Source organism: Peribacillus sp. NPDC097675, assembly GCF_050277655.1.
Classification (GTDB): Bacteria; Bacillota; Bacilli; order Bacillales; family DSM-1321; genus Peribacillus.
This window is the reverse complement of the sequence record NZ_JBNNSK010000006.1, coordinates 217,695-238,147: the sequence shown is the minus strand read 5'-3', so window position 1 is coordinate 238,147 and position 20,453 is coordinate 217,695. Positions and strand designations below refer to the sequence as shown.

The following is a 20,453-nucleotide window of genomic DNA, read 5'->3' as shown; positions in this document are numbered from 1 at the left end:
GGGTGTTTATTTTTTTAAAAAAATTATAAATAGTTCAAAAGTCTTGGTAAATACTGTTTAAATACAAGGTAATTTTAATCAAAATAGATTAATATTAACATATAGTATAGATAAATATAATAGATTGAAAGTTGATCACGGGGGCAATTCTTAATGAGAAAAATATGGAAAAATAACCTTACCAAAGATAATGACTATATGAAAAATATGGATCAAGTCGGCATATTAATCAAAAAATATCCGAGTGTGTTAACTCAAATTGAGATGATTCATTTAACAAAAAAGGATCTTTGTATAATCCGTTCATTACAGGTTTATGTGAAAGAACATATTATCAAGATTGTAGACAATTTTTATAAAAACTTAGAAAAAGAGCCTTCGTTAATGATGATTATCAATGAACACAGTTCAGTAGATCGCTTAAAAACGACGTTACATAATCATATGTTTGAAATGTTTAGTGGTTCTATTGACGATGAATATATTAAACAACGAAATATCATTGCGCATGTACATGTAAGAATCGGCTTGCAGCCAAAATGGTATTTAAGTGCATTTCAGGATTTACTTCAATCAATCATTCTAAATGTCATGACTAATATCAAAGAGATAGAACTATATCAGGCGACGATTCTAGCAGTCACTAAAATATTGAATTTGGAACAGCAAATCGTATTAGAAGCATACGATCTCGAAAATGAACGAATTCGACGGAAAGTTCAAGATGATAAAGAAATGATTAAACAACAAGTCAATCGTAATGCAGAAGAACTGTCAGCAATCAGTCAACAAACATGTTCCTCGACCCAATTGATGGTGGGCAAGGTTGTTGATATCCAAATTGTTACGCAAAAGGGATCAGATACTGCCATCCGAACAGAAGAACAATCCAAAGAAGGGGTTGAACTTATAAAGGGTCTTGAGCAAAGATTAATGAAAACGCAAGAAGAAATGGTTATTCTCTCCAAGGATATGGAACAGCTAACCAATACTTCGAAAGAAATCGAAAGGATTGTATCGATTATAACTTCAATCGCAGAACAGACAAATCTTTTAGCCTTGAATGCAGCCATTGAAGCGGCTAGAGCGGGTGAAAACGGCAAAGGCTTTGCCGTTGTGGCCGGTGAGGTTAGAAAGCTATCGGAAAATACGAAAAAGTCGGTAACAGAAGTCGCAAAACTGGTCAATGGAATAGGGCACTTCACCAATGTAATGAATACATCTATTTCCGTTGTGAGTGAAGAAATCATTAAAGGTACCCAACAAGGAAAGGAAACTGGTATATTCTTTACTGATATTGCGGAGGCCATGCTTTCTATCAAACAGCAAAACATGAAAGTAGCCAAAGAAATGACCGAACTTAACGAAATATTTGATGAGATTAGTAAAGCTTTCGATCAAGTGGCTTTATCATCCGACGAATTAATGACGATGACAATGAGTTTATAGAGGGGAATAACAAAATCTATGTAATCTTCCTAAATCATTTTTTCAGAAAAGTATTTTGGTGGGACGTCGAGTATCCTAAATCCCGTGTAGAATGTCTATATTAATTTTTTTTGAAATTTTGACTTGAGAAAAGAATAAAATAATGATATATTAATAAAGCGATGAGCTAATTTGTGTAAGCCGTAGAACATGCTTTTAGCTAAACGTCGGGATGTGGCCTGACGGTTTTACGCCACAAACGCATCAAAGACGCCTGCTGCGTGCAGGCGTCTTTTTCTATGCATTTTTTTATTTTAGGGAGTCTTTCTTTGCAGCTTGTACATCTTCTTTGAAATCAGCTTGTATCTCATCTGTAATTCCTTTTGTGGCGTCTTTAAACTCACGAAGCGAGGTACCGACAGCACGGCCAATTTGAGGAAGTTTACTTGGACCAAAGATCATTAAAGCTAAAATGAGGATGATAATAAAACCAGGAATTCCAATATTTGAAAACATAGATAAGTCACTCCTAATAATCTGATATCTAATATTATAGACTTCACACTGTCAAATGCAAAGGTTAATTACTATTAATTGTAAGACTCGTTCTATTATAATCTGAGCATGTTGCTTCCGTTTTATTCTCTACCTACTTACATACATTCTTTTATATGCAATTATTCCCCTTAATAACTTGTTATTTCGACTGTCTTTATAATTGGCTCATCTTTCCATGTTCATGAGTAGCTGTCCCAAGAGATTGGATTCTAATGAACTGGATAGAATGCAAGGGCAAGGGTTATTATCAGAAGAAGAGTCCTCTAGCCACTGTGTCGAAGAAATTAGAAGATGGTGCAAAGGCATCCCCAATATTAGGTGAAAAGGCAATAGACAAGCTGACCGATGATGGGGAGAAGAAAAACCATTATTAACGAGAGTTCATTAGAACTGTGAATAGAAGATATTCCAGATGTTTACCAATTGAATGTGGTGGTGACCATCTTAAAAAAATTTATGATATTCAGTGATTGGAAATTTTTGACCTTGCAACTTAAGATTTCTTTAGGTATTATAAATACATAAGCTGCGTTGTTCGTAATGATAATTAAGTTTTAACCTTTAACTGTAGACAGGGAGTTTTACATCGAAATAGGAATGTTATGCCTCGTCACTGACTTGGAAAACAGGAATATTTTTGCAAACACCCACTTTGAGGAGTGGTGGTTTAAAACTTTCTTACTGACATACGGCAATGGCGGCTTTATAATTTTTAAAAAATTTGAGACCAGTCCTTAATCGGGACTGGTCTTTTGTTGTTTTATGTAAGAATAGAGGAGGTTACCAATGTTTAGATGAAGGTACTTCTAGACCTCTATTTCCCACATTAAACAGTATTCGAACAGGTAGTTTAGCTTTTATGGACTTATCTTTTTAAAGGGGATATATAATGATAAAATATTCGCACAGTGTTATGATAAACTCTATAATTTCATTTGGAGGATAGATCATGAATATAATTGTTTTTGGAGCTTCAGGGAAAACAGGAAAGTTGGTCGTAGAACAAGCACTTAATCTTCAACACAAAGTGACTGCCTTTGTAAGAAATCCAACTAAGTTGCAGATTAACCATCCTAACTTGCAAATCATTCAGGGGGATGCACTAGATGAAGAAGCTGTACAAACAGCTGTATCCGGCCAAGAAGTGGTTATCTCTTGTCTAGGCTCAAGCAGTGGGCTGGGCAAGACGACTGTTCTTCATGAAATGACGCAGATTATTGTTAATGCCATGAAAGCCAAACATGTTTCAAGAATTATCTATATGGCCTCCGCAGGAATTGATAAAGAAATTCCTGGTCTGATTGGTAAGTTGACCATGAAGATGTTGGGGAATGTATTGGAAGATCATCATAATGCTGTGGAAGTTATCAAAAAAAATGATCTTATATGGACTGTGGCAAGACCAATGGGGTTATCAGATAATCCGCCTACCGGTTCGTATCGGGAAGAGCTTCAAGGGATTCCTAAAGGAAGCCGGAGCATTTCCCGCGCGGATGTAGCAGATTTCATAATACGTGCGCTTACGGATGAGAAATATTTAAATCAATCTGTTGCATTAGGGAATTAAAGGGCTATTTTGTAAAATGAAAGATAAGTGAATGTATGTTTTCATTATGAGAACAGGAACTTATCTTTAATGTCACACATTATATGATAATTAGCACATCATTTATATTTTAGTGGTGTGCTTTTTTATTTAGTAGACCTCTTGAATGAGCTCATTTACTACTACAACATAATTATGAAAATTGTTGAAATTGAAATATATATTCTCAATTTAGGAAAACATGAAGAAACCAATAAGCAATGGATTCGAGCAGATAAGTTACCTAATTCATATAGGGGAATTTATTTATTTTTTGAGAATATTGATTCAAAATCAGTAAAAGGAAGAAGTTGTTGATTAACAGAAATTATTTATGGGTTGTTCAGCCATCGAGCACTTTAGCTGAAGAAAAGATACCCCAATATTGTGTGAAAATAATAAAATTGTTTAGTTTATTTTTATCCGGAAAAATTTTTATCTGACCTTTTATTTTGATATATATTTCATCGATTTTGTAAAAGGCATTTGTTTGACCAATTCAGTGACATATTGATGATTCAAACACATAAACTTGATATGAGAAATAAATAAATCTTGTTCCTCCATCAGTTACACAGAATCAGGAAAACTGAAATTATACCGTTAATAAGATTGATTCAGACTAATATTCTTTTTACTTGATCAAATTTTTCTTTTCCGTACCAATCACACACGTTTTTAAAATAATAGTATTATTGTGTCCAAGAATTATAGATTATCCTGGATTCTTTTGCAACTGAACCCAAAATGGAGCGGTTGGCTACCAAAGAAAATTTTGAGTGTGGTAAAAACATATTTTTAAAAATATAAGATACTAATTATATAAATGGTAAGTATATTAAGCGTAGGATGAAAAAATAGATTGTTAGAGAAAGAGGAGGAGATTTCCATTACTACAACCGTTATCTCTCATTTTTATAATGAAGAGTATTTATTACCATGGTGGCTAATGCATCATACGAAACTGTTTGATCAGGGCATTTTAATTAATAAAGGTTCTACAGATCGTTCAGTTGAAATTTGTAAAAAATTCGCACCACATTGGGAAGTGCGAGATTCTGCATATCCAGAGTTTGATGCCTTAGCGACAGATTTTGAAGTGATGGGAGTAGAACAAGAAGTACAGGGATGGAAAATGATTTTAAATACGACTGAGTTTCTTTGCATGCAAGATAAAAATCAGTTTTGGAAATCATTAAATGAATTGGGAGGGAGGATGTATTGGCTGGAAGGGCTTGTTATGGTTGATGATCCTAACTATAATTATCCGGACCTTAATTTTGGAATTCCTTTAATGCAACAACGATTTCACGGTTATTTACCAGAAGATTGGGCGTTATGGAGAAGAGGTAGATATATTCATAATCATGAACACGGGAGTTATACGGTTGGAAGACATTTATCCGCGCATGAATCTATGAATTATCCGCCTCTTGCTTGTATATTATGGTTTGGATTTAGTCCATGGAACGAAGCAATGAGAAAGAGAAAATTACAAATTGGTCCGACTCTTTCTGAAGCTAGTAAGCATGGGGGAATGGGTACGCACCATATTATTACGCCGGAAAGATTAGAAGAATGGTATAAGGAATTAGCGGTAGGAACGAAGGATTTACGGCTTAGTGATGCGCATCGTTATGCTTTTTTATAAATGATTCCCACCACAAGATTGTGTCTTCAATGCCAGTATTTAGGTCGAATATTGGGTTCCAGTTTACTTCAGTCTTCAAACGTTCTACACTAACGCCGACGAATAAAGGTTCGTCTTTTGGGAAAGGGATAGCACCTAGTTGGATTAAATTTTCTTTTCCTATCTTCTTAGCAATAATAGAAGCCAATTCTTTAATTTGTACAGATTGACCAGAAGCGATATTGATTGTGCCTGTAACGTTGTGGTTTAATACTGTTACGAGAGCGTCAGCGACGTCACTCACATGGAGGAAATCTCTCGATTGTTTTCCATGTGTACATAGTGCATCCTCATTTTTTAATAAAGAAGTGATAATGTTAGAAACGAGTCGATTACCTTGTTCATAAGGTCCATACATATGAAAAATGCGGCCCCAACACATGCTGAGGCCCGTTTGTTGTGCATACGTTTCTAGCCAAGAGTGCAGTGCATTTTTACATAGTGAATACGGGGTTGTATAGGAAAGGAGGGGGGTATCTTCAAATAATACGCCGTTAAACCATTCATACTCTGCGCCAGTACCGGCAACAACGACGCGCTTTCCGCCACAAGTTGTGAAGTGTTGAATCAATGAAATACTAGACTTTAGCCAGTAGTAATTATTAATTGATACGTAGCATGCTGGTGGTACTGCTTCCCAAGCGAGGTGAATGAGATGGCTAGGCTGAATGTCGGAAATGAATTTTTTTACTTCGTCATCGCGAAGCAAGTTTACTTTATACCAATGGCAATGAAGATTAGAGGGTTTATTTTTGTTATACGTGGCGTGCACTTCATACCCTTTCTGTATAAGTGAATGTATGACATATTTACCGATCCACCCGCTACCACCTGTTACAACGACTTTCTTCATGGTTCGATGACCTCAACTTCTGGAACCGTCACTAAAAATTTACCGCCCCATTCACGAATGAAAGAACATTCCTTCATAATCTCGTCTTTCAAATTCCAAGGAAGTATGAGAATATAATCCGGTTTTGTACGTTTAATTTCCTCTGGAGATTTTATTGGAATACGAGTTCCTGGTAAAAGGAGATTTTGTTTGTGAGGGTTTTTATCTACTGTATAAGCTAGAAATTCTTTACCTATCCCACAATAATTCAAAAGGGTGTTTCCTTTAGCGGGAGCGCCGTAACCGATAATTTTTTTGTTTAAAGTTTTCGCTTCGATAAAAAACTTTAAAATATTTATTTTCAATTGTTCCACTCGTTTAGAAAAAAGGAGATAGCAATCTAATGTATCGAGTCCGTGATCGACTTCTTTTTGGAGTAAGTTTGTAACATTGGAATGGATAGTGGATTGGGAACTTAGGTGGTTTATAAAAATACGCAATGAACCACCGTGTGTTGAAAGCTCTTCTACATCAACAATTTGTAAATGATGATGAGCTAAAATTTTTTGAAGACTTATAAGTGAGAAATAAGAGAAGTGCTCATGATAGATAGTATCGAACTGATTAGATGATATTAGGTTTAATAAGTGCGGGAATTCAATTGTTATCGTACCATTACGTTTTAATAGTGTTTTTAAACCAGAGACAAAATCATGCAAGTTCGGAACGTGTGCTAATACGTTATTTGCGACGATTAAATCAGCTTGTGGTAATTTTTTTGCTAAGTCATTACTGAAAAAATTCACATGAGTAGGAATTCCTTTTTGGATGGCGATGTCTGCTACGTTTTTTGCTGGTTCAATTCCCAATGTCTCGATATTTTCTTTTTGAAAGTATTGTAATAAGTACCCATCGTTACTTGCAATTTCAATCACTTTTGAAGATGTCGTTAAGTTGAAACGCTTAATCGCCATTTCTACATATTGTTTAGCGTGTAGTAGCCAACTTGAGGAGTAAGAGCTGAAGTATAAATAGTCATCAAATATATTTTGTGGGGATTCAAATTCATCTAGCTGCACGAGTAAACAAGAGTTACAAACAAATGTGTGCAGCGGATAAAATGGTTCCATTTTATATGAATTTTTTTCAGCTACAAATGAGTTAGCGAGGGGAGAAACACCTAAATCTAAAAAAGTATTGGTTAGTAATGAGTGGCAAAAGCGGCATTTTTTCTGTTCCATTTTATATCCCCCTTATAAATTTTTGAAAGCATCGATTTGTTGTCGTGTGTAAGATTCTATATTTTCACCAGATGCATATTTTTTGTACCATTCAACAGTCCAAGCGATAGAAGCATCTGTTGATAACTTAGGATTCCAGCCGAGTTTGTTTACTGCTTTTGTACTGTCGAGTGTTAAAATTGGTGATTCATAAGGAGTTTTTATAGAGGGAGAATGGATTGTGAGTCGTTTATTCAATAATTTCATTACGGATTGGATGACATCATTTACAGTTCTACTAGGTTCATTGATTGGACCAAAATTCCACGCTTCTGCATATTTAGCATCATTCCAAAGTTTCTCAGCTAAAAGGATGTAGCCGTGTAGAGGATCTAAAACATGTTGCCACGGACGAATGGCATATTCGTTTCGAATGCACAAAGTATGATTGTTCAAATATGCCCGAATGATATCAGGGAATAATCGATCTTCTGCCCAATCACCACCACCAATAACGTTACCTGCTCTTACTGAAGCAAGTTTCAGAGTGTTAGTGTGAAAGAATGATTTTTGATATGATGTTGCAACTAGTTCAGCACAAGCTTTACTAGCACTATAGGGGTCGAAACCTCCTAGTCGATCAGTTTCCGCGAATGCCCGGTTACCGCTCCCGTCATTTTCATAGCATTTATCACTTGTAACATTAATGATGCCACGTATACTTTCTATATGTTTTGCCGCTTCTAATACGTGAACAGTTCCTAAAACATTCGTTTTAAACGTTTCGATAGGATTTTTGTATGAATTGGTGACGATTGGTTGAGCTGCTAAATGAAATAGTATGTCAGGGTTATGCTGTTTCAGGGCATGGAATAAAGAATTGTAATCTGTAATATCACCTTTAATTGTTATGCACTCTTTTGATACGTTACATTGTTCAAAAAGGTTAGGGTTGGATGGAGGCTGAGAAGAATAGCCAACTACTTCTGCACCTAATGAAGATAAAAAAAGGGTGAGCCATGAACCTTTAAAGCCAGTATGTCCAGTAATAAATACTTTTTTCTTATTCCAAAAAGATGATGAAGCCATATTACCAAACCTTCCACGGAGCGTTATTACTTTCCCATAGCTCGACTAATTTATTTTTATCACGCAATGTATCCATTGGATGCCAAAAACCAGTATGTTGATATGCGGCCAATTCGTTTTTGTTTACTAACTGAACTAAAGTGTCTTGTTCAAAAACTGATTTATCTCCAGTAATACAATTGAAAATATCAGGATTTAAAACGAAAAATCCACCGTTAACCCAACCACCATCCCCGAGTGGCTTCTCTTGAAAGGATGTGACAGACTGTTTATCCAATACGAGAGAACCAAATCTGCCTGGTGGTTGTACGGCAGTAACAGTAGCCATTTTGTTGTGTTTTTTATGAAATGCAATAAGTTCTTTTATGTTTACATTACTTAATCCATCGCCGTAAGTAAGGCAGAAAGATTCGTCTCCTATATAGTTTTGAATTTTTTTTACTCGTCCACCCGTTTCGGTATTTAGTCCAGTATCAATTAATGTAACTTTCCATGGTTCTACACGATGAGAGTGGCTGGTAATTGTGTTATCGCTTAAATGTATTGTGAAATCGGACATGTGTAAGTTGTAATTTAAGAAGAACTCTTTAATTGCATATCCTTTATAGCCTAAGCAAATAATAAACTCAGTAATCCCGTAATGACTATACAAACTCATAATGTGCCATAGAATAGGTTTTGTTCCAATTTCAATCATAGGTTTTGGTTTTAAATGCGTTTCTTCCCCAATTCTTGTACCGTACCCACCGGCAAGAATAACAGCTTTCATATCTAATATCCTCCAGTTTAAAACGAAAAAATTTATATACTTTTACTCTAATCCTTACAGTAGTGATCAATTAATTCGCTAATCATAGATTTATGAATAACAATTTTAGTTGCGGAAAAAGGAAGTTGAACAGCATACTCGGATAATAGTCGACGATAACATCATATGGCTACGTTAACGATTATGTAACTAAAAATGTTCATTATAAAATCTGAAAACGTTGTTGTAGTAAATGCGGTTATTTATGATACAGAAAAAGGATAGGTAGAGCATACTTAGTATGGCTCACCTATCCTTTTCATTTTATGCCTTATAATGTCGGACATTATATACAAATTCAATGTTCATATAGAATTATAATCCATACCTTGACTTTTAATAAAAATACTTGCCCCTTGATTTTTTTAATTCCTGGGAGCCCATATGATGACAGATGCACCAATTACACAAATAATTGCTCCAATCCAATCATATAAATCAGGTGTTTTCTTATCTATCCCCCATCCCCATAATACGGATAATACGATAAAAACCCCGCCATATGCCGCATATACGCGGCCAAATGTCGGGAACGTTTGAAATGTTGCAATAACGCCATATAAAATCAGGACTATTCCCCCAATCAATCCGAAATAAATGGATTTCCCTTCTCGTAGCCACATCCAGATAAGATATCCGCCGCCAATCTCGGCCAGCCCAGCCAAAAGAAATATAAGGGTGGTCACCATCATATGTATCTCTCACTTTCTTCATTGAATTTTATAAAAGTTTTTCTCATTGTTTCAACTATCTTCTATTGTATCAGACCATTGACTACCTTTAGGCCAAACAATTCCCTTTTGTATTAACGATTTATAAATTTATTAGCAGGAATGTCCTCAAGGGATTATTTCTTGGATTGCACTTCAGTTACACAGGGTACTATAACTAAAACGAATGATAGAATCCTAGTTAAGGAGATGCAACGATGAAAATTCAATCATATGCTTATATACTAGCCATAGTCCATGCCAGTATTGTTGGTTTATCTTTTTTGTTTACAAAAATGGCAATCGACGAATCGACTCCCCTTGATACTTTGGCGTTTCGTTTCAGCATTTCATTTGGTGTTATATTAATCCTTGTCGCAGTAAAAATGATTAAAGTGAGTTACACCATGGAGTCCATCAAAAAACTGCTTCCATTATCAATCATGTTTCCCACCCTTTTCTTTGTCTTTCAAACTTTCGGACTTAAATACTCCCAATCCACCGACGCTGGAATCTTATCTGCAATCACTCCAATCGTTACGGTAATGATTGCAGGATATTTTCTAAAGGAAAAGACATCTCTCTATCAAAAGGCTTCCATTGTTTTATCAGTAGTAGGGGTCATTTTCATATTTATAATGAAAGGTAGTACGATGAATGATTCCGATTTGCTGGGGATGGGATTGATCCTTTTATCTTGCATGGCAACGGCAGGATATACAACAATGACACGGTTCTTGGCCAAGGATTATACACCTGGTGAAATGTCTTTTTTTATGATGGGTACCGGATTCATCATTTTTAACTTAGCAGCAATCATTTCTCATACTATTAAAGGAACAATGCCTGCATTCTTTTCACCATGGTCGAGTATGGAATTTGTGACTTCTATTCTGTATTTAGGAATATTAGCCTCATTGGTTACTTCGATGCTTTCCAACAAAATTTTATCGAAAATCAAGGCTTCTCAAATGAGTGTCTTTGCAAATCTATCTACCGTTGTCACAATTGGCGCAGGGGCGCTCATTCTTCATGAGAGAATTACGATTTACGATATAATCGGTTCATGTTTAATCATATTAGGTGTCATCGGAACGAATTCCTTTGGGGATAAGAAAGAACATACCACCAAAATGAAATTTCTTTTTAGTAAGAAAGAACACAGTGTTAAATGAAAAATCAGCTTATCCTTCAAAAGGATAAGCTGATTTTATTTCCACCATATTTGATGTGGGAACACATCCGCTCCGACTTGAACTGGCTCACCGATTTTTGGTGTGGAAACCTGAATCGATCTTTCCTTGGCAGCGTTCGTTACCCTTTCAATAGGATCTGTCCAATCATGAAGAGATAAAGTGAAGGCAGCCCAATGAATCGGAATCATCAATTTTCCCTTTACATCAATATGTGCCTGAACCGTTTCTTCAGGCAGCATATGAATGGTGGACCATCGCTCATCGTACTGTCCGCATTCCATTAATGTAAGATCAAAAGGACCGTATTTTTCCCCAATCTCTTTAAAATGCGTGTCATATCCACTGTCCCCACTGAAAAAGATCTTATCGTTTTTGCCCTGAATCACCCATGAACACCAAAGCGTTGAATTTTTATCATTTAAACTTCTGCCAGAAAAATGCCTAGCTGGTGTACAGACTAAATGCAACCCATCGTATTGTACTTCATCCCACCAGTTATGTTCCTGAATCTTTTCCTTAGAAATTCCCCATCTGATTAGATGGTCTCCAACGCCTAGGGGGACAATGAATTGGCCGACCTTGTCCTTTAAGACCTTTATGGAGAAATAATCTAAATGGTCATAGTGGTCATGAGAGAGTATGACAGCATCAATTGGCGGAAGGTTTTCCAAATCAATTGGCAAGTCACCGCTAAACCTTTTATTTCCGAATATCGGAAAAGGTGTGGGTTCTTTACCGAACATTGGATCGACTAATATTGTTTTACCATCTAATTCCAACATGAAGGCAGAATGACCATACCATGTGATTCTATTAACAACACCTTCATTTGATTGCACTGGCGAATCAATCGAAATGGGATCAGCAGGTCGCCTGTTTGGATTTCCCTTCAAATATTCCCGAAGTATGCTGCCAGTATGTTTAAGGCTCATCATCTGATTCGCTGGAGTCTTATTGATGAATTGACGATTCTCAAAATTTTCATTCATCCTGAATCTTTTTATTCTTTCTTTTGATGCACGTCTTCCTAGAGGAGGATAAAATCTTATGAAAAGTATCCCTGTTATTAGGATGGAAATGCAAACCTTAACCAATTTCATTATATAAGTACCTCCTAATATTAAATGGAATAATCCTGAACTTATAATAACACAAAATATGGATACACCTTAATGAAGTGACTCTGAATGAAACATGTGATGAGGGGTGGTCAAGGCGAGTGTTTGCAACAAATTGCATTTTTTTAGTTCTCTCAGATTGCAGGGAAAAGGGGGAGCGTTACTGAATATTAATTATATAAGAATAGAAGCCTTAAAAAGGGGTGGGGATAAGAAAAGTGCTGATGTTTTTCAGAATTTTTGTTTGGCTAGTATTTATCGCTTTATTAGCTTATGTTATTTTATCGTGGACATATAAAGAAAAAATCAGTAAAAAAATAGAAGCCATTCGAAAAACATGGTATGTCATTTTTATACTAGGGGCTTTAATTTACTGGAGTTTTTATCCGGCGAGCATTTTTGCCGAGTGGAAAAATTTTTTGATTGTAGCCATACTGTTTGTTCTGATTGATATGTTCGTATTTTTGAGCATGTATATATCCAAAATAGGAGATAATGAGCTTTCCTATGCCACTAAAGCCGTTGCGGAAAGTGATAGGCTACTGACGGATAATCGGGAAAAGGTCAAGAATATGTTTTACCTTCTGAAGAAAGAAGGGATTCCGGAATATTATCAGACACATGAGGAATATCTGGCCTATTTATATATTTTGCTTCAGGCATATTCGGATAAGGAAGGGATGAATGTCAAGATTATCCCCTTTAAAACGGAGCAGGACAAGAAATTGATGTTAAAAGGTTATCCGAACTTGTCTGGAAATATAATCCGTGCTACATTGGAAAGAGAAGATACGTATTATAATGACGAAGAGAAAATGGCTCTTCAGCCAGTTAATATTCTGGCATTTCCATATATTTTAGAAATAAGATCAGAAAGCTTCGTGTCAGAAGTGGATTGTTTATTAATAGCATTATTGATCATGATGTTTGATATGGTCATAAAACAAACTTAGGGTGGTGCTGGATGCATGAGCATTTATGATAAAGCTGGGGGAAGGGTATCCGTAGCCGTAATAAAACCGCAGGTCAAAATTCCTGATGTAGCTTTGAGTCCGCATACAAAAAAAGTGATGAAACAAAATGAACAGGTTATCTTGAACCATAAAGAGAAAACTGCACGTTTCAGCCGATTGAGAGATGTCCTATAAGAAAAGAATGGGCTTTTGATTTTTCTCATATCTAATGATATTTAAGGAGCGTCTGCATATACTATTTTAAAATGACAAATAGGAAGGGTCCTTAGATATGAACAAGAAGCCCGAGAGAGTATACATCCCAGCCCCTTCAGCATCTCCGTCCGAAAAAAGGATACATAAGAAAAATGCTGAATTGTTGAAGTTTTTACAAAGGTTGAAAACAAAACGTTTGTTCTTTATTCGGTAAAACAAAAATAGTGTGATTGATTATATCTCATCAATCACACTATTTTTGTATGTATTTCTCTACTGTAAGCATCAGGAATGATAGTAATGAATACGTTTTTTTTCTTCTTTTGCCGCATACATAGAATGGTCCGCTCTTTTCAGTAACGTGATCATCTCGTTCCCGTGTTCTGGATAGAAACTCACTCCCATACTCGCAGAAACCTTATGTTCTTTATCACCGATTTGGATGGGCATGTTAGATAATTGCTCCAAGATGTTATCGGCAGTCTGTTTTGTACTTAGTATTAAATCCTCAGAGGAAGATGATTGTAATAAAATGATAAATTCATCCCCACCAATCCGAGCGACATAACTATCCTCTGGTACAGATTCCAAAAGACATTCAGCCGTCCGTTTGATAACGATATCCCCAATATCATGGCCAAAAGCATCGTTGAAATATTTAAAATTGTCGAGATCGATATACAGAAGAGACATATCCTTTTGAAATTCTTCTTTATTATATTCGAAATAATTATAAATGAAGTTCCGGTTATAGAGACCGGTTAGTGAATCTCTTATAATTCCATTTTCGATGATGACCGTTTGACTGATCAGAGATGCCAAGGATTTTAGAAGCACCTCATCATATCCTTTGAAATCATAAGGTTTAATATCAAATGCACATAGTGTACCGATGATCTCCTCTTCATTTGTAATGGGAGCTCCCATATAACATCCATTGTCAAGCATTGTCAAAATGGGGTGATCACGGGTCAAGGGGTTATCTCTAATATTGTCAATAACAACTAGTTCCATATTATTTTCGTTAACCATATTACAAAGAATTTGATTAAAGGTTAGAGTATCCCCACTATTAATCAAGTTTGCATTTCGATTAAAGGACTTGACGATAAAACTTTGGGACTGATCAAAGACCGTGATAACGAATGTATTGACTTTAATCGTGTGAGCTAACAATTTAAATACTTCTTTAGCAATGGAGTCAAAATTCTTGTAGTAATTAATATCATGGAAGATCATTTCTGAATCCCCTTTTCCTAAAGTTTATTGTGCTGGATGCGTTACGATTAGTTTTCAGAGCTTAATTGCAGCCAGTTATCATTAATTCGGGTTTATCATGTTGAAAGGGACACAGGTTTGCTTAAAATTTGGTAGTATAGGGGTAAACCTTCATTATTAACATGGGAATTACATAGCTTATGGTAAATGATGCAAAATCCATACTATACGTATACCACTTTTTATAAAATGGAAACAGTACCATTAATCTATCATACGTGGTATATTTTATCACTATTTGCTGTACAGAACTTCTTTCATGCTTTTAATCACATGTTTGTTAAAAAAATGCTATGATATATGGCTGATTTATAAAATATTTTTGGAAAGGATAATAAATAAGAAGATTCAAAAGGGGATTATTATGGGAAAATTAGAAAGTGTATACCCAATTTCAATAGACCAGACAAAGCAAAAAGTTCTCCAGGATATCGATCGTTATATAGAAAATAAAGATATTATGCCGGTCTATGAGACATACCTTTCAGATCGTAAATCCTATGTCGAACAGATTTGGATGAATGTTTGGTTGAATAAAGCTTCCAATGACGTGCCAAGAAAAGAAAAAAAAGCTTTTTTAAAAGCTAGGGGACATATTACGGAAGGGACCGATCACAAGCATATCAACAATTTATTTCGACATGAGCTAAGGTCATACAAGCCGTTTGATACAAGATCCTGGTTGGATAAAAAATTCTTAGAAAACATGCAAGAATGGGAACAGAGATATGTTAAAGCAAGGGAGGTTTTTTTCAGAAGGCAAGAGGAGCAAAAGCTTGCACATAAACGATGGATTGTTCAAGAAAAACTTGAAGATGAAGCAAACACCTTTTTTGAAAACAGTTCTCTTCTTATCTACTTGCATGTCCGTTATTATATGTCCGGAATAATAGCTTCAGATCTTCACAATAAGCCGAAATTTCAAACTGTTGAGCCATATTTACTTGAAGAGCGTTTAGTGGAAGATGGAGTGTTCGAATCGAACGATTACCTTATGGTGACTGACTTTTTCGAAGAACTGACGGGAGATATTCATTCCACATTCGATTGGGCAAAGAGTCATTACGAATATGAAAATTATTACTATCGCTATGAACGTTTGGTTTTAGATTTTATCTTTGGATTTGTCCCTAAAAAGGTTCTTGATTATTTATCTAAAGAAGTATTGCAGGATTTTTCAGAATCCTATGGCGAAATTGTGAACCTGGAGACCCTTCAAGAGTTACTTCAAGATGATTTGACAGATCTTTCACAAGCTTGTTTTGATGAACTACAAGAAGAGTACCTATCTGACTTATTGAAACTGGTCCACATTCCGTTCGACGAAGCTTTGCATCAAGAAATTTTTGAAAAAGATGAGGAAAACAGGGAGCGTAAAAAAGCGGAATTACTGGCAGAAGAAGAACGTAAGAAAGAGGAAGAGAAAAGAATTCTTGATGATATTTTTGGTAAGGCTTATACCCCTTCCTTAGGCAAACAGGTAAAGTATATTTTGCATATTGGAGATACGAATACAGGTAAGACACATCAAGCCCTGGAGAAAATGAAAAAAGCTGAGAGCGGTTTATATCTTGCACCACTTAGACTCCTTGCACTTGAAGTGTTCGAAAAGTTGAACGCAGATGGGGTGCTTTGCTCATTAAAAACTGGAGAGGAAGAAAAGCCGGTAATGGGAGCAAAACATATCTCTTGTACGGTGGAGATGTTTCATGAAAAAGACTACTATGACGTGATTGTCATTGATGAGGCTCAAATGATAGCCGACAAAGACCGTGGATTCTCGTGGTATAGGGCAATCACGAAAGCGAATGCCAAAGAAGTACACATTATCGGGAGCCGGAATATTGAAAAAATGCTGCTCAACTTACTTGATGAAGCAGATTTGGAATTGTATGAATATCATCGGGATATTCCATTAGAGATAGAACTAAAGGAGTTTGAGTCAAAACACACAAAAAAAGGGGACGCTCTCATTTGCTTTTCGAGAAGGCAGGTTCTCGAAACTGCCTCGCGTGTTCAAGCGAGTGGGCACAGGGTCAGCATGATTTATGGAAGCATGCCTCCTGAAAACAGAAAAAGGCAAATTGAACTTTTTAATCGTGGCGAGACATCAGTTGTTGTTTCTACCGATGCAATTGGAATGGGGTTAAACTTACCAATCCGACGTATAGTCTTTCTTGAAAATGAAAAATTTGACGGGACACGAAGAAGAAGACTGACATCCCAAGAAGTTAAGCAAATAGCAGGACGTGCTGGGAGAAAAGGGATTTATGACACGGGTAAAGTAGCGTTTACAGCAGACATAAAAATCATGCGAAAATTACTTGAACAAGTAGATGAACCTGTACAAACATTTACGATTGCCCCGACGTCTACAGTATTTGAACGGTTTCAAAAGCACTACAGAAACCTTGGGACGTTTTTTGAATTGTGGGAGAAGTTTAACCCACCAAATGGAACAAAAAAAGCATCACTTTCAGAAGAACGTGAGCTTTATGAACTGATTCGAGATACTGAAATCGAAGCTCGTTTTTCATTAATGGACTTATATGGCTTTCTTCATCTACCTTTTTCAGCAAAAGAGCCTCGGCTCATTCGTCAATGGCTTGAAACCGTCGAGGCAATAGCTGAGAGCAGCGAACTTCCTGATCCCCTTATAAGGACCAGGAACTTAGAGGAGCTGGAGCTTTCATATAAGGCAATAGGACTTCATCTGCTCTTTCTATATAGAATGGGAAAGAGAACTGAAGCTGTATATTGGGAGCGGGTACGGGAAGAAATCAGTAATGGTGTTCATGATCAATTAAAGGATGAAATCATCAATTATCAAAAAAAATGTAAGCGGTGTGGAAAACAGCTACCCGAAGAATCGCGTTTTCAAATTTGCGACGCTTGTTATCATAGTGGTCATAGAAAAAATCGCAAATACTAAAAAGATATAGTAAAGGGAAACCCCCGGATATCACCTAACCAAGGTGTCTCATATCCGGGGGTTTTGATTATTCTCATTTTTTACTCTTGGCAATTAGGGCAGCTTGCTGCTTCATACGATTATCCGCTTTTTTATCATGAACAACCAAAATAGCATGAATCAAGCCTGGAACGTAGAAAAACAATGTGAGAATCAGATTAAGAAGGGCTTGAATGGGTTTACCGGCAAACAAAACGGCTAATGGGGGGAAAAGAATGGCGATTAAATAAAGGATATTGATCACTCTCCAAAATTGTTGATATATCTAATATAACATTTAAAATATTTCAGGGCTATTTTAACTCTGTAAATTAAACGAGATTCTTATTGGGAGTTCACTATTAAAAAGCAGAGGTTGACCGATAAATCATGGGCACACACTTGAAAGAAATGGGAACCTTAATACACGTTTGATGTGGGCATTTTCAAGTAAATGAAGGGAAAAGGTTATGACATTACGTATAACATTTTGAATCCAGACCATCAATAATTTTCATTAAATTGCCTGGGAAATGCAAGGAAGCATTAGGCTCAGGGAGCAAATTGACTCAATCCACTTTATTACGTATTTGTTCAAGGATTAATTCCAAATCTTCGATAGGTAGATCACCAAGGGAATTTTTAATTTGTTCTTCAACCCGTTTTCGGTCAAGCTCCCTGTATTGATCCCACCATTCCTTTAGACCATCAGTGTTTTCCAATAAATACTCGATGTCAATTTCTTCTTGTTCATCATCGGATAAATACCTCATGACCTCTCCTAATAAACGATTTAGTCGAGCTACTTCGCTTTCTTTCTCTTTCTTTTCTTTTTCCTTATCTTTGTCAGCGGGAACTTTTTGATTGGCCATCTACATTAACCTCCTGTATTTAAGTCTAGTATTCCTAAAATTGCAAAGTTCAATAACCTAAAATCTATAGGGGCAAAAAATATGAGAATAAAAGAGAAAATACAAGTATTAATTTCAGAATAAACCTCGGTAGAATATATAAAATTCCCACTAAACTCATTATGTAGTTTAAATAACATATCAGTAATCATTAGCAAGAGATAGTAAGGACAAATAAAGAAAGGACAAAAAAACTGTCCCTTTCATCAAAGTTATGAAATTAACTTCCTACATGATTCCGCACATGTCAAGCAGGCCTTGGCACAATTCTGACAATGTTCATAATCATGCTTTTTGCATTCATCCCCGCAATTTTCATAAATCTTAGCACAAGCAGCTGCCAGTTCAGAAACGAATAGAAACAATTTTTATAACACGAATGGCCTAACAGATACTGTTTAGACATACTCGGACATGACAAAAAATCCAGATTAAGAAGAAAGGGTCTAGCAAAATCATTTACGGAATGAATAGGAGTACTCATGCATAAATTTAAAGAAAAGGAGTGGTTGCATGCATGTATATTAAATTAAGCGTGGCAAGTGTTTCCGGAGCGGTCATTTATTTGATTTATAATTTGAATCAGACGCTTCGAAAAGGGATGGGTACACTTGAGGAAACCAATAAAACACTTGAAGAGGTGAGAGAAGCAGTACATGGGCTAACAGTTGAATCTAAACAACTAATCCATACCGCGAATCAAATTACAGTCGATGTGAAAGGGAAAATGAGTAACGTAGATCCTTTGCTAGAATCTGCCCAAGATGTGGGAGAAATGATTCATAATGTCACGCACTCAATCAAAGAAGCAAGCAGGAGTGAATCAGAAATTCCACCAAACCCTACAGCTCCAAATAATCAACCAGAGGGAGTACACATAAAAATCAAATAATATTAAGCCATGCACCCCAGGATTCACTAACATTTGCAACGGTCGAAGGCCATATGAAGGAATGAATTTTTCAAGTCTAAGGGGGACTTTTTCATGGTTATGGAATATAGCGTCGCGGCAATTGCATTAGCTTTTATATGGTTGGTTGTCTTCTTGATCGGTACACTACAGAAAGTGATGGTGACCTTAGGAGAGGCCAACAAAACATTGGTGGGTGTGAGAGGTGCCATACAAGATCTTTCATCCGAATCTAAACAACTAATCCATACCGCGAATGATATCACCGTGGATGTGAAAGGGAAAATCAAAACGGTCGAACCATTGTTCGACTCTGCACAAGACGTCGGGGAAGCCATTCATTCTGTTACAGATACGGTAAAAAAAGCAACTACCACCTATAATACAAAGCTCTCACCTAAAAAAACCAATTCGACTAAACCAAAAAGTCATATTAGATAAAAAGATGTTCTCTTCTTTTCATGTATACATACATCTCATTAACCTCATAGAACAAAAAAGACACTCCGACTTGGGTAGTGTCTTTTTTTGATATATTTTTATCTATTGCCCAGTATCTTCTACATGAACCTGCATGAGATTCTGAGACTAGAATGTTAACGTGTAGACATTCAAATCCGTTCAGTAAAATACGTATTATTTCTCGTTTTTATTATTAGTATCGTTACCGGAGGCTTTGGGCTCATTGCCATGTTTAACGCCTTTACTTACATATGGTTTGGCGCTCTTTTTCTTATTGGCTCCCGTTTTCCAACGATTCCAGCCTTTCTTCCCCGTACCTGTCCCTGTTCCCTTGCCTGTTCCAGTCTTAGCTTTAGCCTTGCTCATGAAATCACTCCATTAATGTTGTATGCTTAGTTTTAAACCACGTTGCTTGATTAATACCCAAGTATGTTGAAATATACATCAAATAGAGAAATATGTACAGGGAAAGGGACAATTCTTTTTAAAAAATCTATAGGATACAGTATACAGAAATTCGTTTAGTTTAATGAAACCAA

22 protein-coding genes and 1 other RNA gene are annotated in these 20,453 nt (G+C 36.1%); 11 read left to right on the top strand and 12 right to left on the bottom strand.

Translation table 11 applies throughout. The annotated features are described in order from the left end of the window. Positions 1 to 153: 153 nt before the first annotated feature. On the top strand, positions 154 to 1,449 hold the full coding sequence (locus tag ACQKL5_RS11225; RefSeq protein ID WP_427608769.1) for a protoglobin domain-containing protein: 1,296 nt from the start codon (positions 154 to 156) through the stop codon (positions 1,447 to 1,449). Between the two features lie 288 nt (positions 1,450 to 1,737). Here the strand turns inward: ACQKL5_RS11225 and tatA are convergent, their stop codons facing one another. Continuing rightward, on the bottom strand, positions 1,738 to 1,944 hold the full coding sequence (gene tatA / locus ACQKL5_RS11220) for a twin-arginine translocase TatA/TatE family subunit (protein ID WP_427608767.1): 207 nt from the start codon (positions 1,942 to 1,944) through the stop codon (positions 1,738 to 1,740). Positions 1,945 to 2,198: 254 nt separating this feature from the next. On the opposite strand from tatA, the gene ACQKL5_RS11215 reads away from it, so the two are divergent. The 4 genes from ACQKL5_RS11215 (at position 2,199) to ACQKL5_RS11200 (ending at position 5,222) form a co-directional block, all read left to right on the top strand. After that, positions 2,199 to 2,360: a hypothetical protein gene (locus ACQKL5_RS11215; protein WP_427608766.1), complete on the top strand. Its 162-nt coding sequence runs from the start codon at positions 2,199 to 2,201 to the stop codon at positions 2,358 to 2,360. A gap of 146 nt (positions 2,361 to 2,506) precedes the next feature. Beyond that, positions 2,507 to 2,694: non-coding RNA, 6S RNA (ssrS, locus tag ACQKL5_RS11210), on the top strand. 241 nt (positions 2,695 to 2,935) lie between these two features. Next, positions 2,936 to 3,553 carry an NAD(P)-dependent oxidoreductase gene (locus ACQKL5_RS11205; protein WP_427608765.1) on the top strand — a complete coding sequence of 206 codons (618 nt, stop codon included), beginning with the start codon at positions 2,936 to 2,938 and terminating at the stop codon, positions 3,551 to 3,553. Positions 3,554 to 4,433: 880 nt separating this feature from the next. Next, positions 4,434 to 5,222: a glycosyltransferase family 2 protein gene (locus ACQKL5_RS11200; RefSeq protein WP_427608764.1), complete on the top strand. Its 789-nt coding sequence runs from the start codon at positions 4,434 to 4,436 to the stop codon at positions 5,220 to 5,222. Here the strand turns inward: ACQKL5_RS11200 and ACQKL5_RS11195 are convergent. From ACQKL5_RS11195 to ACQKL5_RS11175, 5 genes are all read right to left on the bottom strand, one after another. Then, positions 5,191 to 6,114, bottom strand: coding sequence for an NAD-dependent epimerase/dehydratase family protein (locus tag ACQKL5_RS11195; RefSeq protein WP_427608763.1), 924 nt, complete (start codon positions 6,112 to 6,114; stop codon positions 5,191 to 5,193). The genes ACQKL5_RS11200 and ACQKL5_RS11195 overlap by 32 nt on opposite strands. Beyond that, positions 6,111 to 7,334, bottom strand: coding sequence for a methyltransferase domain-containing protein (locus ACQKL5_RS11190; RefSeq protein ID WP_427608762.1), 1,224 nt, complete (start codon positions 7,332 to 7,334; stop codon positions 6,111 to 6,113). The genes ACQKL5_RS11195 and ACQKL5_RS11190 overlap by 4 nt, the downstream gene beginning before the upstream one ends. Positions 7,335 to 7,346: 12 nt before the next feature. Further along, the gene (gene rfbG, locus ACQKL5_RS11185; protein ID WP_427608761.1) at positions 7,347 to 8,402 is read right to left on the bottom strand and encodes a CDP-glucose 4,6-dehydratase; all 1,056 of its coding nucleotides are present in this window, start codon (positions 8,400 to 8,402) and stop codon (positions 7,347 to 7,349) included. A gap of 1 nt (position 8,403) precedes the next feature. Then, positions 8,404 to 9,171, bottom strand: a complete 768-nt coding sequence (gene rfbF / locus ACQKL5_RS11180) for a glucose-1-phosphate cytidylyltransferase (protein WP_427608760.1) — start codon at positions 9,169 to 9,171, stop codon at positions 8,404 to 8,406. Between the two features lie 404 nt (positions 9,172 to 9,575). After that, positions 9,576 to 9,902 carry a YnfA family protein gene (locus ACQKL5_RS11175; RefSeq protein ID WP_427608759.1) on the bottom strand — a complete coding sequence of 109 codons (327 nt, stop codon included), beginning with the start codon at positions 9,900 to 9,902 and terminating at the stop codon, positions 9,576 to 9,578. A gap of 236 nt (positions 9,903 to 10,138) precedes the next feature. Between ACQKL5_RS11175 and ACQKL5_RS11170 the strand changes: the two genes are divergently transcribed. After that, on the top strand, positions 10,139 to 11,095 hold the full coding sequence (locus ACQKL5_RS11170; RefSeq protein WP_427608758.1) for a DMT family transporter: 957 nt from the start codon (positions 10,139 to 10,141) through the stop codon (positions 11,093 to 11,095). A gap of 35 nt (positions 11,096 to 11,130) precedes the next feature. Here ACQKL5_RS11170 and ACQKL5_RS11165 read toward each other — a convergent pair whose 3' ends face one another. Next, the gene (locus ACQKL5_RS11165) at positions 11,131 to 12,105 is read right to left on the bottom strand and encodes an MBL fold metallo-hydrolase (protein WP_427608757.1); all 975 of its coding nucleotides are present in this window, start codon (positions 12,103 to 12,105) and stop codon (positions 11,131 to 11,133) included. 353 nt (positions 12,106 to 12,458) lie between these two features. Here ACQKL5_RS11165 and ACQKL5_RS11160 point away from each other — a divergent pair, with 353 nt between their 5' ends. Further along, positions 12,459 to 13,187, top strand: a complete 729-nt coding sequence (locus ACQKL5_RS11160; protein ID WP_427608756.1) for a type II toxin-antitoxin system SpoIISA family toxin — start codon at positions 12,459 to 12,461, stop codon at positions 13,185 to 13,187. A 15-nt stretch (positions 13,188 to 13,202) separates the two neighbouring features. Continuing rightward, on the top strand, positions 13,203 to 13,382 hold the full coding sequence (locus ACQKL5_RS11155) for a hypothetical protein (RefSeq protein ID WP_427608754.1): 180 nt from the start codon (positions 13,203 to 13,205) through the stop codon (positions 13,380 to 13,382). Between the two features lie 306 nt (positions 13,383 to 13,688). Here the strand turns inward: ACQKL5_RS11155 and ACQKL5_RS11150 are convergent, their stop codons facing one another. Then, positions 13,689 to 14,642 carry a sensor domain-containing diguanylate cyclase gene (locus ACQKL5_RS11150; RefSeq protein ID WP_427608752.1) on the bottom strand — a complete coding sequence of 318 codons (954 nt, stop codon included), beginning with the start codon at positions 14,640 to 14,642 and terminating at the stop codon, positions 13,689 to 13,691. A 403-nt stretch (positions 14,643 to 15,045) separates the two neighbouring features. On the opposite strand from ACQKL5_RS11150, the gene ACQKL5_RS11145 reads away from it, so the two are divergent. Next, a complete protein-coding gene (locus tag ACQKL5_RS11145) occupies positions 15,046 to 17,613 on the top strand; it encodes a DEAD/DEAH box helicase (RefSeq protein WP_427608750.1) in 2,568 nt (855 codons plus the stop codon). Positions 17,614 to 17,686: 73 nt separating this feature from the next. Here the strand turns inward: ACQKL5_RS11145 and ACQKL5_RS11140 are convergent, their stop codons facing one another. The 3 genes from ACQKL5_RS11140 to ACQKL5_RS11130 all read right to left on the bottom strand — a co-directional run bounded on the left by ACQKL5_RS11140 (position 17,687) and on the right by ACQKL5_RS11130 (position 18,907). Next, positions 17,687 to 17,887: a YqaE/Pmp3 family membrane protein gene (locus ACQKL5_RS11140; RefSeq protein WP_427608803.1), complete on the bottom strand. Its 201-nt coding sequence runs from the start codon at positions 17,885 to 17,887 to the stop codon at positions 17,687 to 17,689. A 313-nt stretch (positions 17,888 to 18,200) separates the two neighbouring features. Then, the gene (locus tag ACQKL5_RS11135; RefSeq protein WP_427608748.1) at positions 18,201 to 18,503 is read right to left on the bottom strand and encodes a hypothetical protein; all 303 of its coding nucleotides are present in this window, start codon (positions 18,501 to 18,503) and stop codon (positions 18,201 to 18,203) included. A gap of 251 nt (positions 18,504 to 18,754) precedes the next feature. Further along, positions 18,755 to 18,907 carry a four-helix bundle copper-binding protein gene (locus tag ACQKL5_RS11130; RefSeq protein ID WP_427608746.1) on the bottom strand — a complete coding sequence of 51 codons (153 nt, stop codon included), beginning with the start codon at positions 18,905 to 18,907 and terminating at the stop codon, positions 18,755 to 18,757. Between the two features lie 152 nt (positions 18,908 to 19,059). On the opposite strand from ACQKL5_RS11130, the gene ACQKL5_RS11125 reads away from it, so the two are divergent. Continuing rightward, complete coding sequence (locus ACQKL5_RS11125) at positions 19,060 to 19,434, top strand: DUF948 domain-containing protein (protein ID WP_427608745.1); 375 nt, start codon at positions 19,060 to 19,062, stop codon at positions 19,432 to 19,434. A 93-nt stretch (positions 19,435 to 19,527) separates the two neighbouring features. Further along, complete coding sequence (locus ACQKL5_RS11120) at positions 19,528 to 19,893, top strand: DUF948 domain-containing protein (protein ID WP_427608743.1); 366 nt, start codon at positions 19,528 to 19,530, stop codon at positions 19,891 to 19,893. A gap of 195 nt (positions 19,894 to 20,088) precedes the next feature. On the opposite strand, the gene ACQKL5_RS11115 is transcribed toward ACQKL5_RS11120, so the two are convergent. Further along, entirely contained in the window at positions 20,089 to 20,280 is a 192-nt protein-coding gene (locus ACQKL5_RS11115) for a DUF3934 family protein (protein ID WP_427608742.1), read from the bottom strand. Positions 20,281 to 20,453 lie beyond the last annotated feature (173 nt).

Excerpts from the sequence above, each read along its gene's own strand:
- ACQKL5_RS11225 (WP_427608769.1), top strand. The coding sequence starts at position 154 with ATGAGAAAAATATGGAAAAATAACCTTACCAAAGATAATGACTATATG.
- ACQKL5_RS11165 (WP_427608757.1), bottom strand. The coding sequence starts at position 12,105 with ATGAATGAAAATTTTGAGAATCGTCAATTCATCAATAAGACTCCAGCG.
- ACQKL5_RS11120 (WP_427608743.1), top strand. The coding sequence starts at position 19,528 with ATGGTTATGGAATATAGCGTCGCGGCAATTGCATTAGCTTTTATATGG.
- ACQKL5_RS11190 (WP_427608762.1), bottom strand. The coding sequence starts at position 7,334 with ATGGAACAGAAAAAATGCCGCTTTTGCCACTCATTACTAACCAATACT.
- rfbG (WP_427608761.1), bottom strand. The coding sequence starts at position 8,402 with ATGGCTTCATCATCTTTTTGGAATAAGAAAAAAGTATTTATTACTGGA.
- ACQKL5_RS11150 (WP_427608752.1), bottom strand. The coding sequence starts at position 14,642 with ATGATCTTCCATGATATTAATTACTACAAGAATTTTGACTCCATTGCT.
- rfbF (WP_427608760.1), bottom strand. The coding sequence starts at position 9,171 with ATGAAAGCTGTTATTCTTGCCGGTGGGTACGGTACAAGAATTGGGGAA.
- ACQKL5_RS11115 (WP_427608742.1), bottom strand. The coding sequence starts at position 20,280 with ATGAGCAAGGCTAAAGCTAAGACTGGAACAGGCAAGGGAACAGGGACA.
- ACQKL5_RS11155 (WP_427608754.1), top strand. The coding sequence starts at position 13,203 with ATGAGCATTTATGATAAAGCTGGGGGAAGGGTATCCGTAGCCGTAATA.
- ACQKL5_RS11135 (WP_427608748.1), bottom strand. The coding sequence starts at position 18,503 with ATGGCCAATCAAAAAGTTCCCGCTGACAAAGATAAGGAAAAAGAAAAG.
- ACQKL5_RS11195 (WP_427608763.1), bottom strand. The coding sequence starts at position 6,114 with ATGAAGAAAGTCGTTGTAACAGGTGGTAGCGGGTGGATCGGTAAATAT.
- tatA (WP_427608767.1), bottom strand. The coding sequence starts at position 1,944 with ATGTTTTCAAATATTGGAATTCCTGGTTTTATTATCATCCTCATTTTA.
- ACQKL5_RS11125 (WP_427608745.1), top strand. The coding sequence starts at position 19,060 with ATGTATATTAAATTAAGCGTGGCAAGTGTTTCCGGAGCGGTCATTTAT.
- ACQKL5_RS11175 (WP_427608759.1), bottom strand. The coding sequence starts at position 9,902 with ATGATGGTGACCACCCTTATATTTCTTTTGGCTGGGCTGGCCGAGATT.
- ACQKL5_RS11170 (WP_427608758.1), top strand. The coding sequence starts at position 10,139 with ATGAAAATTCAATCATATGCTTATATACTAGCCATAGTCCATGCCAGT.
- ACQKL5_RS11160 (WP_427608756.1), top strand. The coding sequence starts at position 12,459 with ATGTTTTTCAGAATTTTTGTTTGGCTAGTATTTATCGCTTTATTAGCT.
- ACQKL5_RS11215 (WP_427608766.1), top strand. The coding sequence starts at position 2,199 with ATGAACTGGATAGAATGCAAGGGCAAGGGTTATTATCAGAAGAAGAGT.
- ACQKL5_RS11205 (WP_427608765.1), top strand. The coding sequence starts at position 2,936 with ATGAATATAATTGTTTTTGGAGCTTCAGGGAAAACAGGAAAGTTGGTC.
- ACQKL5_RS11145 (WP_427608750.1), top strand. The coding sequence starts at position 15,046 with ATGGGAAAATTAGAAAGTGTATACCCAATTTCAATAGACCAGACAAAG.